Genomic DNA, 12,621 nt, shown 5'->3' with positions numbered 1-12,621 from the left:
TCAGCGCGCGAGCACGAGCGACCGGTGAATCGACCCGAGCGAGAAGGGCAGTCGCTCCCATGCGTCACCGTACGAAGCCGAGTACCAGACCACCCCATCGCTCATCCCCGCCACGACGAAGCCCGGCGTTCCCGGAAGCGTCCGGAGCGCATAGGGCATCGCAAACGACGGCTGCGGTAGGCCACCGGAGAGTCGCTCCCACGGCCCATCGTCCTGCCAGCGGTAGATGTACGCGCGAGCGTTTTCTTCGCCGTGGGCCGCGAACGGTCCTGTCGAAGCCGACAGGTACCACGTCGCTGGGTTTTCTGGGTCTGCCGCGACCGCCCAGCCGTACGACCGGTCGAGTCCGTTCGTCGGGGCAATCCACGTTTCTCCGCCGTCGGTGCTCGTGGCTCCCGCCCGGCCCCGTAACCCAGCACCACCTTCGTACACGCGGTCGCCGTCGGTGGCGTGGAACGCGAGGCTGTGACAGTCACGAATCGCTCCCGGCCGGTGTCCGGTCCACGTCTCGCCACCGTCGGTGCTTCTCACGACCGCACCGAATTCAATCCCTGCGAGGACGAGGTCCGGGTCGGTTGGCGACAGAGCAATCTCTTGGACGTACGCCGTCACGAACGGTGGTTCGGCCGGTGAGAACCAGAGTCGACGGCCCGGTATCTTTCCAAAGCCCGAGGCTTCTGTCCACGTCAGCCCACCGTCTCTCGATACGTGGATGGACGCCGGTTTCGTCCCGGCGTAGATGACCGCCGGGTCGTGTGGACTCACTGCGAGCGATTTCACGACCACGCCGTCGAGGCCGAGAGCCTCCCACGTCTCACCGCCGTCTACTGACTGGTACACCCCGTCTCCCTGCGTCCCGGCGTACAGTATCGCCGGAGTGGTCGGGTCTACCGCGAGACAGCGCACGTCTTTGGTGACAAGCGCGCGTGAGACAGTCCACCCGCTGTCTTCGAAACTGGCCCGTGCGATACCCCCATCCGTCGTTGCGAGGAACGTGGTCGCAGTCAGTGCGTCTGGAATCGTCGTGTCGCCACCTCGTGGTGGACTCGGTGTGTTAATCGCCATTCCCCATCCCACCTAGAGAGACGCTGGCACGGACAAAATAGCTAGTCTGTACTGCTCTCTGCGCGGTGACTTACGTGGCGGCGTTCAAGTGGTCTATCGAATCGACGTGATAGTGCAACACCACAGCCCCGAGGATGCAGCCGAGGCCAAGGCCGACGAGCACGAGCGACTGGCCCGTGAACACGCTCGTCACCCGCCCGATAAGCGCGAGAACGAGGTCTGCAAACGCCGGGATTGGACCGTCGCTGCTCGCAATCGCCGCACCGAGTTGTGTGCTGGCGACCGACCCGAGGGCGAACGAGATGCCCCCGGCGAGCACGAACGCCCCGCCGACGGTGGAGAGCAATGTCACACCGGAGCGGTCAGCAAACCACGTGAGTCCCACTAACACGAGGCTGATGCCCGCGAGGACGACCACACCGCGGTCGAGGACGGTGACGACCGTGCGGGCGTTTTCGAACGCTTGCTTGGACTCGGCTGGCAGCTCCTCAGTGAGGACGAGTTCCGTCCCGCCGAGTTCGGCAGCGAGCTGTTCGTTCATCTCCGTGGCGATCGCTTGTGCAAGGGTCGCTTTGGCGTCCACGAGGGCTGCGGTAAAGGCGTTGTACGTCACGTCCTCGTCGGTGAGGCCGGTGACGACGACCGCCGTGAGGTCGGTCGTGGCGGCGACGAGCGCCGGGTCAAGTTCTTCGGGTGGCACAGCAGCTTCGACCGCGGCGACAGCCTGCGTCTCCAGTTCAGCGAGTGCCTCGTCGGTGAGCGCCTCGACGCGCTCGTCGTCTGCCTCGATGCGCTCGCGCAGGGCGGCTTCGATAGCCGACCTTCGAGTCTCGACCTCGCGTGCTTTCTCTGTCGCCGTGTAGTCATCTGAGTCGTAGTTCGCAATCACCAGCGCGAGCAACTGGTCGTCCGTGGCCGTCTCGAACGCCTGTCCGACTGCCTGTTGGATAACCTGTTCGCGCACGGTTTCACGCAGCTCGGCCCGCGCGGCGAGGAAGCCTGCCTCACTCGTCTCTGCGTCTCTCAACAGCGCAGTGTCGAGGGGGAACGCGGTGTCTGCAAAATCAAGGTCGCCCACGAGGTCTGCGGTCGGCGTCTCAACGATGCTCGATTCGAGATTTTCTGCGAACGACGCTTGCGCTGGGGCGAGGTCTATCGCAAGCCGCGGTTCTGCCGCATCGCCGTGGAGGTAGGCGTACGTCTCATCGATATTGGCATTCGTTTGTCCCTCAAGGTACGCCGGGTCGAGCAACGCCTCGCTGTAGGCTTCCGCCGTGAGCGACGCGAGGACGCCCATCTCACTGTTGTTCAGTTCACCTGCGGCCGGGCCACCGAGCGTTTCGATGGCCGCGGTCGAAAGCACGTCGTAGCCGCCTTCTTCTGCGAGACTCTGCTTGACGAAGCCGGGGTCGAGGACCGTCCGATGGGTCGCAACGAGCGCGTTTTCAGCACCGATTGTACCAGTCAGTAGCAATCCCAACACCAACAGACTCAGGAGTTTTCTGGTACGCATCGGCAAATCACCACACTATACAGGGCGGAGAGAACGATAAAATTACTGTTCTCCACACTGTCTTTTATTCTGAGTATTTCTGCCTGCTGTGCGACCGCCCGCATAAACGTGACCTGTGGAGTGAAAATAAACCCTGACTTAGGCCAGTGGCTTCACGTTCTGGTTCACCCGGAACAGATTGTGCGGGTCGTAGGCCTTCTTGAGTTCGGCGAGGCGGTCGTAGTTGTCGCCGTATGCGAGCGCTTCTTCGCCTTCGCTCTCGCTGATGAAGTTGACGTATGCCCCGCCCTGGGCAAATGGTGCTTGCGCGTCGTAGTACTCACGCGCCCACGCCTTGCACGTGTCGTCGAGCGCGGGGTCGTCCCAGCGCGTGTGGACGTTCATCACGTAGGTCGCGTCGCGGTACGGGTAGGCCGTCTCGTCTGCGGCAACCCGTGACATCGCGCCACCCATCTGGGCGAAGAAGATTTCCGACATCGGAGTCGGGAGCTTCGAGGAATATTCGATGGCCATCTCGATGACGTCGTCGCTCATGTCTTCGAAGTTGTGCGTCTTCCAGTAGTTGCGAAGCCCAGGTTCGAGCAGCGGGTCGAACGCCTGCTGGAAGGCATCGTACGGGGCTGGTCCGACGTGTTCGCCAAGGAGCGTGCCGAGTTCACGAAGCGGCGCGATGAGTTTCTCGCCTTCGGCCACGTCGCCCGCGTAGAACGGGACGACGATGACGACATCCTTGCCGACATCTGCTTCGTCGAGGAAGGGGAGCGGTGGCGCCTGTCGCAGGACGATCCAGGTCGAGAGTTCGTCGGGGGCGTCGTGGTTGAACTCCCGAACCTTCTGCATGATTTGCTTTGCGTCTGTTGCGTCGTAGACAAGCGGCCCACACAGCACTTCGGGGCCGACTTCGTGAAGGTCGAACTCGAAGGAGGTCACGATGCCGAAGTTGCCACTGCCGCCGCGGATGCCCCAGAACAGGTCGGGGTGTTCTGCGTCGCTCACGTGGAGTAACGTCCCGGCGGAGGTGACGAGGTCAACCGACCGCAGGTTGTCGATGGTCATGCCGTACTGGCGGGTGAGCCAGCCAAAGCCACCGCCGAGGGTGAGGCCCGCCACGCCCGTCGTCGAGTTGATGCCAAGCGGCGTCGCAAGCCCGAACGCTTGGGCCTCGTGGTCGAAATCACCGAGCGTTGCGCCCGGTTCGACCCGTGCGGTCTTCGCCTCGGGGTCTATCCGTACTGCGTTCATCCCCGAAAGGTCGATGACCAACCCATCGTCACACAGTGCGTTCCCGGCGATGTTGTGTCCGGCCCCCTTCACCGCCACCAAAATATCCTGCTCGCGGGCGAAGTTGACCGCCGCGATGACGTCCGCCACGCCCGCACACCGCGCGATGAGTCCGGGACGCTTGTCAATCGCTGCGTTCCAAATTTCCCGCGCCTCGTCATAAGTCGGGTCGCCCGGCTGAATCAATTCCCCTCGGAACCCCACTTCGAGCGCTTCAATCGCTGTTTCGTTGATACGCACTTCTCGTACTGCCATAGCCCATAATACTTCGCTGGATACGGGGAAATAGAATGTTGCTTCCTCGTCATACACTCTGGATTCTCGGTTAGTATTCGGTTCTGTCCGTGGATACTGGGGAATAAGTTGTGGCTCTTTTCAGTCTTGTTCTGTTTTTATGGCGGGTGTTCTCGTGAGAAATGCCACCACAACTCATGCTCTGTGTGTATAATTCAAAGGTATTTTATGCGCTATCTGCATACGGCCTGCTAATGAGTTCACCATCGTTCACGCCGCTCGGGTACGACGACATCGACCCCGAGTTGCGACCATCACTCGGTATCGCGCTGCTCCCAGTGCTCGCCGTGCTCGTGTTCCTCGGCATCGGCTCTGCGGTACTCCAACTCTCGCCGCACGTCCCGCTGCTCTGGAGCATCATTTTCGTCGGCGCGCTGGCACGCTACCACCTCGGCTTTAGCTGGGACGCGCTCGCAGAAGGGTTGACCCGCGGCCTGCTGATGGGTAAACAGGCGCTGTTCATCATCTTCGTCATCTACGCCGTGATTGCGACGTGGGTCAGCGCCGGAACCATCCCCGCACTCATGTTCTTCGGCCTCGACCTGCTCACGCCCGTCATCTTCCTGCCCGTAACCGCACTGCTCGCGGGCGTCGTCGCCTTCTCCATTGGCTCGTCGTGGACCACGGTAGGCACCCTCGGCGTCGCCTTCGTCGGCATCGGTGCCGGCCTCGGCGTTCCCGCGCCGATGACCGTTGGCGCAATCCTGTCGGGAGCCTACGCTGGTGACAAACAGTCGCCGCTCTCTGACACCACGAACCTCGCCGCAGGGGTCACGAACACGAACCTGTTCGACCACATCCGGGCGATGCGAAACAGCACCCTCCTCGCCTTCTCGCTCGCGCTCGTGGGCTATGCGATTCTCGGCCTTCGCTCTCAGGGCGCTATCCCCGCAGGTCAAATCGCAGAAATTCAGGGTGCACTGGCGGGCACCTACTCACTCAGCCCCGTCGTGTTCCTCCCGCTGCTCGTGACCTTTGGCCTCGCACTCAAACGCTACCCGGCGATTCCAACGCTCATCGCAGGCGTACTGGCTGGCGTGTTGACCACCATTGTCGTCCAAGGCGCATCCTTCACCGGCGCGTGGACGATTTTCATGAACGGCACGTCGCCGGAAACCGGCTCTGAACTCGTAAACGGCCTGCTCGCAACCGGCGGGCTGACTGGCTCTGCGTGGACGATTACCGTCGTCGTCGCCGCGCTCTCGCTCGGTGGCCTGCTTGAACGCACGGGCGTCCTCGCCGTCCTTGCCTACCACCTCTCGAACGGCGTCGCAAGCGTCGGCGGCCTCGTCGCCGGAACGGGCGCGGCTGCCATCGTGACGAACCTGCTCACCTCTCAGCAGTACATGAGCATCGTCGTCCCCGGCCTCACCCTGCGTGACGTGTACGCAGAATACGGCCTCGACAGCGAGGACCTCTCACGCGCCATCGAAGCCGCTGGCACGCCAACGGGCGCACTCATTCCGTGGCACGCAGGCGCGCTGTTCATGGCCCAAGCGACGGGCGTGCCGACGCTCGCCGGAAGCTTCGGCCTCGCTGGCTACGCCCCGTACTACTTCTTTGGCTTCCTCTCGCCGCTCATCCTGTTCGCCATCGCGGCGACGGGGTGGGGTCTCCCCGAGCGGACGACGCGAACGAAAACGGCACAGCCTGCCGATTAATCCCTGAAAAACTCGCGAATCGGCCGAATCTGCTCGGGCGTGTTCAGCGACGGGGCGTGCCCCGAGTCGATTTCGAGTGATTCTGCCTCTGGCTGGCGCACTTTCATTTCTTCGAACGTCTCTGCGGCGAGGATGTCCGAGGTTTTCCCGCGCATGATGAAGATGTCCGCACGAATCGCCTCCCACATCGCCCACGGGTCTTCGGGTGGCTCTGCGGTCAGCAGCGGTTCGACCACCCGCGGGTCGTAGGCGGGCGTGAACTCCCCCGTTTCGAGTCGGCGCATTGACTCACGCGTAAATCGTCGCCACTCTGCGTCCGTCATCTCACTGTAGGTCGCGTACGTCTCGCGGTAGTAGCCTTCGAAGTCGGTGAACGTCGAGAACGACGGCGGGTTCGTGAGATACTCGATGATGCGGTCTACTCCCTCGTCTGCGCCCTCGTCGTCGCCGGGGGCTGGTCCCACGTCGTTCACGACGAGGTGGGTGATGCGCTCTTTGAGCGGGCCTGCGGCGAGGCCGATGCCGAGCGTCCCGCCCATCGAGGTACCCACCCACCGCATCTCGTCGATGTCGAGCGCATCGCAGAACGCCACGAGCAGCGCGCCCATCGCCTCCGGGCCGTAGGCTGCGTCGTCGTCGGGCCACTCGCTCAGGCCGCGGCCGGGCATGTCGGGACACACCACCCAGTAGTCGTCTTCGAGTCGGCGGGCGAGCGGGTCGAAGTCCCGCCCTACACGCGAGAGGCCGTGGACGCACACGACAGGCGGCTTGTCGGTGTCCCCCCACGACGAATAGTGCACTTCGGTGCCGGAGACGGTGACGAACTCGTCAGTTCGAGGCATGTGTGGGCATTCAACACACGAGGGCAAAGGCGTGGGGGCTGAGTCGAATTGTCTTGTTCGCCATTCCGGTCGTGTGTCCCGCACTGACCATCCCGGCGGAGCGAGTGTCCGACTTTCCGTGCACGGCGTATTTCTCTCCACTCAGCGTACCTTCTTGTGGTGACACACATGACACACATGCTCGTCCATCACCGGGTAAAGGACTATGACGCGTGGAAAAAGGAGTTCGACCAACACGCTGAACTGCGAAAACAAAGCGGGGAACGAAGCCACGAACTGTTCTGCAGCGACGACGACACGAACGAGGTGACCATCCTCATGGAGTTCGATACGGACGACCACGCGCGCACCTTCGCGGAGTCAGACGATCTGCGACAGGTCATGGAGCGTGCAGGCGTCGTTGGCAAACCCGACATCTCGTACTTAGACCACGTCGAACACTTCGCATCGTAGTCACTGCGCCCACACTCGAATTTTACCAGTTTGCAGACCGATTCACCGCGTCACACACCTTGTGGTACTCACCTGCCCCTCTCGCGAGGGTGTTCTCTTGGGGTCAACATGGCCGCCGTCGTACTGGATTCGGTTCTCCTCGTCGCACGCTCTGTTTTCGTATCCAACGCGGTTCAGACCCCAGTGTATTTACTTCCGGTTTGCAAACCAGTGAGTGATATTAATGCGACTGGTGTGTTGGCGACGTAATAGCGCTCGTTACAGACCGAAACGCCGTCACAGCAGTCGTGAGCTGTCACGCTCTTGCGCGCTGGGTTTCTGGCCACGCGTCCCGCAGTCTCTCGACCATCACTTTCTGCGCGGCGTTGGGGACGTTGACATCACCACACGTCTCACGCAACGATATAAATAAGGATTTTTACGAGTACATCTAATGACACGTATGCATCCTCTGGCCCGGTCTGCGCTCTTCACGCTCGTCGGGCCGGGTACGGTCACCGTCCTCGTACCGTACATCATTCTCACGGGCTTCCCGTCGATGTTCACGCTGCCGTTTGGCCCGTTTCGCTATCTCGGCATCACGCTCTTTCTCATCGGGATTGGCATCTACACGACGACGGTTGCGCTGTTCGCGGCGGCTGGTGGCACTCCGGCTCCCTCAGATGAACCACAGTCGCTCGTCTCCGTTGGTCTCTACGGCGTCGTCAGAAATCCCATGTACGTGGGCGTACTCTCGATTGTGTTCGGCGAGGCGCTGTTTTTCCAGTCGGCACTGTTGCTGATCTATGGCGCGCTCATTTGGGGGCTGTTTCACGCCTTCATTGTTTCCTACGAGGAGCCACACCTCCGCGAAAAGTTCGGCGAAGAGTACGACCAGTATCTCACGGAGACGCCGCGTTGGTTCCCGCGGCTTCGCCGGGCGTAACCTACAGTTCCGGCTCTGCGACGAGGCCGAGTTGGCGATACAGGTGGAGATAATCCGCCTGTACCCACGTCTCTTTTAGCTTCCCGGCTTCGAAGCGGTCGATTGTGATGCCGGACATCTCCGTTTCGCCACCCGTCGGCGACGGCCCACCACGGACGATGTCGCTCGGAGTGCGCACTGTCCATCGCGTCACGACCGTGTCGTCCGTTGCGACTTGGTCGTGGATGTCGTACCAGAGCGTGCCAACCGTCTCGCCGAAATAGTCTCTGAGCCCGGCGGGGCCAACGAGTTCGCCGTCGTGGCCGCCAAAGCCGTGGCCTCTGAAGTCGGGGGCGACGACTTCGTCTATCACATCTTCGCCGTCCATCAGGTAGTCAGTGAACAGTCGCAAACTTTGGCTGCGATTGCGCTGCTCGGGGGGAATCTTCTGTGCCATCGTTCACCACCGCCTGTCACCGCGACACTCGGTGTCAGAGGGTAGGGGCGGCGGCACAAAAATTGGCATTCACGCCGGGCCGTACAGTCTTTCAGGCTGTCGTATCGAGGTTTTCGATGTTCCAGCCAATAAATTCACCTTCGACTTCGATGTCGAGGGCGTCGATGGTTCGTGAGAGCGCGAGATACTCGCCTGCGAGCATGGCGATGCCCACGACTGCACTGTCGTCAAAAAAGGTCGCTAACTGGTCGTGTGTCGCGTCATCGACGGCGCCGTCCACGTAGGCGGTCACGTACTCGTAGAGCGCGGCATCTTCGGGCGTGAGCGCGTCTGTAGCGCCTGTACTGATCGCGCGAATGGTTTCGGTCGTAAGCCCGGCATCGAGGCCGATTTCGGCGTGTTGGTGCCATTCGTAGGCGCTGTCGACGGCGCGGGCAACCGTGAGAATCACGAACTCCGCACCACGGGTGTCGAGTCCGGCATCCGTCCAGAGTACCCCCGCAGACTTCGTGAGCGTGGCGAGTGCGGCCGGGTTGTTCGCCAGTGCTCGAAACACGTGGAGTGGCCCGAGGCCGGTTTCTTCTACAAGCGCAGCGGCGTCCGGAGAGAGGTTGTCAAAATCGAGATACGGAACGCGAGCCATGTGGCTGTCTTGGCTCCTATCATGATAACTGTTCGCCGGTCACCAGACGCAGTCGAAAAACTCACCGTGAAAGTCAAAGGGCAGGACGTGTGGAAGCGGCGCTCTGGCGAGTTCGACAAACGTCTCGCCGTCTAAGACGAGCAAAAACGACTGCTCTCCGGCGGTGTCGAGAATCACCGAGAGCACTACCCCGTCGTCTTCGGCCGTCGCGTCCGGCCGTGGCACGAAGATGGGTTCTCCACAGAACGTTTCTTGTGCTGTCCATATCGCCGCAGACCCCGACGCAACGTCGGCTTTGACGAGATAGTTCGAAAACCCGTCGCCCTCGATGACGCTTCCTTGCCCGTAAACGTAGCGATGGGGCTGTCTGCGGACGGTTGGCGAGATAGTTGGCAACTCCATCGCAATCTCAGACAGTGGCTCACATTCGACTTGGCCGGTGTCGTCGGTCGGCAGGGTGTAGCGCCTGAGTTCGCCAACGAGGCCTTTGAACTCGCCGCGTTCGAGGCGGTCGAGATAGAGGCCGTCGATGATGTCGGGGTTAGGGTAGGCCACGAGGTCGAGGACAATGGAGTCGTCGCGCTCGAAGGCGTTGACGTGGTGGAACGCGAAAAACGCCGCCGTCTGCGGCGTGGCAACGGCGCGGCCGCGCTCGCGGTCGACGATGATAAAGCGTGTGTCGGCTGTGCCATCCCACGTGAAGTGTTCGATGAAGCCATCGTTGCCGAGCTTCAGGAAGCTGAGCGGGTTCACCGTAAACGGCGCTTCTACGAGGATGACGTACCGGTCGGTGAGACCGATGCTGTGGATGTACGCCGGACGAGATACCTTGAGCGACGCGACTTCCTCACGGCGGAGACTTCCATCCGGCAGCCGATAAATGGTGTACGTACTCGGTTTGCCAAACTTCGTGAGCAGGCCAACCGTCTCGTTGCGCTCGTCGTCGTGGTGGACGTGCGCCGTCATGACGTGGCCAGTCAAGTCGTCGTCAAAGCTGACCTCACCGTGGGTTTCTAAGGTCGCTGGGTTGAACGCGACGACGCGCGGGACTTCGGTAAGCGCGACCATGTGCCCGCCAACGCGCCCAATCGTGACGTTGGCGTTATCCGTCGTCTCCGGGACGACAATCGACTTGAGTTTCGCCAAAAATCCGGTCGCAGGTGCGGTCGCAAACTCGCCCGGCCCGAGGTTCCCCTGCTTTCGCGCTTTGTACGTCTCGGTGCGGAGAAAGTGGTTCGAGTACGTGACGTCGCCGTCCGCAAAGGAAAACTTCCGGAGCATCGCCAACCCGTCGAACCAGTGGGTGACGCGACCCTCACCGAGTTCGAAGTGGCCCGGGCCGTTTCGAATGAGCGTCCCCCTCAGCCAGTCGGGAATCGCACCGACGATGAGCAGCGATTCAGCGGTTCGCTCCTCTGTGAGCGTCGAAAATCCCCGCCCATACCCGTTCATACCGGTGTTCGGCGGGGAACGATGATAAGTGTATTCTGTGCGTCAGTTCGTCGAGATAATCTCGATGACGTCGCGGTGGGACAGCTCACGGTCTGCGCCGACCTGTCGCTTCGACCGGCAGTCGATGGCGTGGAGGAAGCCGTCGCCGATGTCGGTGTGAAGATGGTAGGCGAAGTCCTCTGCGGTGGCGTACTCGGGGAGCAGGAAGCAGTCGCGGAACTTGCCCTTCTCGTCCCAGTTGCCGTTCGCCGTGCCGGGGAAGATAGCCTTCACACCGAGTTCAGAGAACAGCGCGGCTTCGAGTGCCTGCTGGACGCCAGTGCCGTCGTGAGCCTGCATGAACTCGCGAATCTGCTCTAAGCCCTGTTCCTGTTCTGCGGAAATGTCTGCGAGAATCTCGAAATCTGCTTCGCCGGGGCGGTAGGAGACGACGCCCTGTTCGTCCGCCTTCTTGAGTGCCTTCTCCGCGTGGGCGCTCGCGGGGATGATGGTCAGGTGTTCGTACTCGGGGTCTCCCGTAATCTCCTCGTAGTTTGCTTGCGCTTCTGGCGTGTCCATCTTGTTCGCCGCGATGATGATTGGCTTCGTCACCTTGCGAATCTCGCGAGCGAGTTTCGCGTGGTCGTCTTCGTCCCACTCGTCGGGGTCTAAGTCGAGGTCACATCGGAGGATGATCTGCTTGAGTTCGTCTTTGTTCGTGCGGAACGCCGACATCTGCTCTGCGAGTTCGACCTCGATTTTGAGTTCTTCTGCCTGATACTTGCCGTTGTAGCGCTCGATACCCTTCTCTAAGATTTCGAGATACCACATGTCGAGTTCGTTTTCTAAGAACTCGATGTCGTCGCGGGGGTCGTGGCCCTCGGTTGGTTCGCCTTCGGCGTCCGTCTTACCCGAGAAGTCAACGATGTGGATGAGCACGTCGGCTTCGTTCAGGTCGGTCAGGAACTGGTTGCCGAGGCCCTTGCCCTCGTGTGCGCCAGGAATCAGGCCCGCAACGTCGACGAGTTTGGTCGGGACAAAGCGCATGCCGTGGTCGCAGTAGCCCGTCTCCGGGGTACACTCCTCTTCGAAGTCAGGTGCCGCACAATCGACGCGGGCGTAGGCCTCGCCCACGCTTGGGTCGATAGTCGTGAACGGGTAGGCCCCCTCTGGGACGTCGTTCATCGTGGCCGCATTGAAGAAACTCGACTTGCCGACAGAGGGTTTGCCGACGAGGCCGACTTTGTAGCTCATTGCCGCTTCTTGCTCCAACGGTAGGTAAAGCGTTTTGTTCCGAAAACGCCGTGCGCAGGGCTGTCACAGCGCCGTCTTCTGCCGAAACCCTGTGAACTATGTTGGCACGAGTCTCAGTTTTCCTATGCCGAACACCGAGCATTTTCGCAAACTCGAACGAATGTACGCGGACGCTCCGTGCAACGAGTACTACGAACCGGAACTCAGCATCGAGGAGGGCAAAGCAACGCTCACCATGCCGGTCAAAGAAGACCAGTTTCACGCCGCGAACGCCGTCCACGGGTCGAGCTACTTCAAAGCCTTAGACGACGCGGCCTTCTTCGCCGTCAACTCGCTCGTCTCCGACGTGTTCGTCCTCACCTCGCAGTTCAACCTCTATCTCACACGGCCCATCACCGAGGGTTGGATGGAAGCCGTCGGCGAAGTCGTCCACGAGAGCGGGAGTCAGTTCATCGCAGATGCAGTCGTGAGAGACAGCGATGGAAACGTCATCGCTCGCGGGACGGGGAATTTCATCAAGAGTCGAATCAAACTTGACGAAGACGTGGGCTATCGCTGAGGCGTGATTGTCAGAAAACGTCATATGCTGAAACCCAACGCCACGAGAAGCGTAGGGCAAATAGCTGTTTGACTTATAGATAGTAGTTTACCAAGCAACTCCCAATGAGAGTGTATGTGGCGGCGAAATTTTATTCGTGGGCTTGGTGGGGTGATGCCAGCATTCGCCGGGTGTGTCGGGACTCAATGGATAAACAGCACCCCACGTCAACCCTCGTCAGCAGATACCGAACCAGCAGTGGAAAGCGATTTTCAAAGAAGTGTC

The 12,621-nt window shown here is 61.1% G+C and carries 12 protein-coding genes; 4 read left to right on the top strand and 8 right to left on the bottom strand.

All coding sequences use genetic code 11. The features are described from left to right. The 3 genes from V5N47_RS04180 to V5N47_RS04170 all read right to left on the bottom strand — a co-directional run bounded on the left by V5N47_RS04180 (window position 1) and on the right by V5N47_RS04170 (window position 4,114). Window positions 1-1,065: a hypothetical protein gene (locus V5N47_RS04180; RefSeq protein ID WP_338729597.1), complete on the bottom strand. Its 1,065-nt coding sequence runs from the start codon at window positions 1,063-1,065 to the stop codon at window positions 1-3. Between the two features lie 70 nt (window positions 1,066-1,135). Next, window positions 1,136-2,578 (bottom strand): hypothetical protein, encoded by a 1,443-nt coding sequence (locus V5N47_RS04175; protein WP_338729596.1) that lies wholly within the window; start codon window positions 2,576-2,578, stop codon window positions 1,136-1,138. Window positions 2,579-2,716: 138 nt separating this feature from the next. Continuing rightward, window positions 2,717-4,114 (bottom strand): FAD-binding oxidoreductase, encoded by a 1,398-nt coding sequence (locus V5N47_RS04170; protein ID WP_338729595.1) that lies wholly within the window; start codon window positions 4,112-4,114, stop codon window positions 2,717-2,719. Window positions 4,115-4,347: 233 nt separating this feature from the next. Here V5N47_RS04170 and V5N47_RS04165 point away from each other — a divergent pair, with 233 nt between their 5' ends. Next, on the top strand, window positions 4,348-5,814 hold the full coding sequence (locus tag V5N47_RS04165; RefSeq protein ID WP_338729594.1) for a Na+/H+ antiporter NhaC family protein: 1,467 nt from the start codon (window positions 4,348-4,350) through the stop codon (window positions 5,812-5,814). Here the strand turns inward: V5N47_RS04165 and V5N47_RS04160 are convergent. After that, complete coding sequence (locus tag V5N47_RS04160) at window positions 5,811-6,656, bottom strand: alpha/beta hydrolase (RefSeq protein WP_338729593.1); 846 nt, start codon at window positions 6,654-6,656, stop codon at window positions 5,811-5,813. The two genes, V5N47_RS04165 and V5N47_RS04160, sit on opposite strands and share 4 nt — an antisense overlap. A 168-nt stretch (window positions 6,657-6,824) precedes the next feature. Between V5N47_RS04160 and V5N47_RS04155 the strand changes: the two genes are divergently transcribed. Continuing rightward, entirely contained in the window at window positions 6,825-7,109 is a 285-nt protein-coding gene (locus V5N47_RS04155) for an antibiotic biosynthesis monooxygenase (protein ID WP_338729592.1), read from the top strand. Between the two features lie 442 nt (window positions 7,110-7,551). Next, window positions 7,552-8,034, top strand: coding sequence for an isoprenylcysteine carboxylmethyltransferase family protein (locus V5N47_RS04150; RefSeq protein ID WP_338729591.1), 483 nt, complete (start codon window positions 7,552-7,554; stop codon window positions 8,032-8,034). 1 nt (window position 8,035) lies between these two features. Here V5N47_RS04150 and V5N47_RS04145 read toward each other — a convergent pair whose 3' ends face one another. The 4 genes from V5N47_RS04145 to V5N47_RS04130 all read right to left on the bottom strand — a co-directional run bounded on the left by V5N47_RS04145 (window position 8,036) and on the right by V5N47_RS04130 (window position 11,798). Next, window positions 8,036-8,470 (bottom strand): ester cyclase, encoded by a 435-nt coding sequence (locus tag V5N47_RS04145; RefSeq protein ID WP_338729590.1) that lies wholly within the window; start codon window positions 8,468-8,470, stop codon window positions 8,036-8,038. A 91-nt stretch (window positions 8,471-8,561) separates the two neighbouring features. Next, window positions 8,562-9,113, bottom strand: coding sequence for a carboxymuconolactone decarboxylase family protein (locus V5N47_RS04140; RefSeq protein WP_338729589.1), 552 nt, complete (start codon window positions 9,111-9,113; stop codon window positions 8,562-8,564). A gap of 39 nt (window positions 9,114-9,152) precedes the next feature. Then, entirely contained in the window at window positions 9,153-10,565 is a 1,413-nt protein-coding gene (locus tag V5N47_RS04135) for a carotenoid oxygenase family protein (protein WP_338729588.1), read from the bottom strand. Window positions 10,566-10,607: 42 nt separating this feature from the next. After that, complete coding sequence (locus tag V5N47_RS04130; RefSeq protein ID WP_338729587.1) at window positions 10,608-11,798, bottom strand: redox-regulated ATPase YchF; 1,191 nt, start codon at window positions 11,796-11,798, stop codon at window positions 10,608-10,610. Window positions 11,799-11,922: 124 nt separating this feature from the next. On the opposite strand from V5N47_RS04130, the gene V5N47_RS04125 reads away from it, so the two are divergent. After that, complete coding sequence (locus V5N47_RS04125; RefSeq protein WP_338729586.1) at window positions 11,923-12,357, top strand: PaaI family thioesterase; 435 nt, start codon at window positions 11,923-11,925, stop codon at window positions 12,355-12,357. Window positions 12,358-12,621 lie beyond the last annotated feature (264 nt).

This window comes from Haladaptatus sp. DJG-WS-42 (assembly GCF_037198285.1).
Taxonomy (GTDB): domain Archaea; phylum Halobacteriota; class Halobacteria; order Halobacteriales; family Halococcaceae; genus QDMS2.
Note: the sequence above shows the minus strand (reverse complement) of the source record. Positions and strands in the feature narration are given on the sequence as shown.

Excerpts from the sequence above, each read along its gene's own strand:
- V5N47_RS04180 (WP_338729597.1), bottom strand. The coding sequence starts at position 1,065 with ATGGCGATTAACACACCGAGTCCACCACGAGGTGGCGACACGACGATT.
- V5N47_RS04175 (WP_338729596.1), bottom strand. The coding sequence starts at position 2,578 with ATGCGTACCAGAAAACTCCTGAGTCTGTTGGTGTTGGGATTGCTACTG.
- V5N47_RS04170 (WP_338729595.1), bottom strand. The coding sequence starts at position 4,114 with ATGGCAGTACGAGAAGTGCGTATCAACGAAACAGCGATTGAAGCGCTC.
- V5N47_RS04165 (WP_338729594.1), top strand. The coding sequence starts at position 4,348 with ATGAGTTCACCATCGTTCACGCCGCTCGGGTACGACGACATCGACCCC.
- V5N47_RS04160 (WP_338729593.1), bottom strand. The coding sequence starts at position 6,656 with ATGCCTCGAACTGACGAGTTCGTCACCGTCTCCGGCACCGAAGTGCAC.
- V5N47_RS04155 (WP_338729592.1), top strand. The coding sequence starts at position 6,825 with ATGACACACATGCTCGTCCATCACCGGGTAAAGGACTATGACGCGTGG.
- V5N47_RS04150 (WP_338729591.1), top strand. The coding sequence starts at position 7,552 with ATGCATCCTCTGGCCCGGTCTGCGCTCTTCACGCTCGTCGGGCCGGGT.
- V5N47_RS04145 (WP_338729590.1), bottom strand. The coding sequence starts at position 8,470 with ATGGCACAGAAGATTCCCCCCGAGCAGCGCAATCGCAGCCAAAGTTTG.
- V5N47_RS04140 (WP_338729589.1), bottom strand. The coding sequence starts at position 9,113 with ATGGCTCGCGTTCCGTATCTCGATTTTGACAACCTCTCTCCGGACGCC.
- V5N47_RS04135 (WP_338729588.1), bottom strand. The coding sequence starts at position 10,565 with ATGAACGGGTATGGGCGGGGATTTTCGACGCTCACAGAGGAGCGAACC.
- V5N47_RS04130 (WP_338729587.1), bottom strand. The coding sequence starts at position 11,798 with ATGAGCTACAAAGTCGGCCTCGTCGGCAAACCCTCTGTCGGCAAGTCG.
- V5N47_RS04125 (WP_338729586.1), top strand. The coding sequence starts at position 11,923 with ATGCCGAACACCGAGCATTTTCGCAAACTCGAACGAATGTACGCGGAC.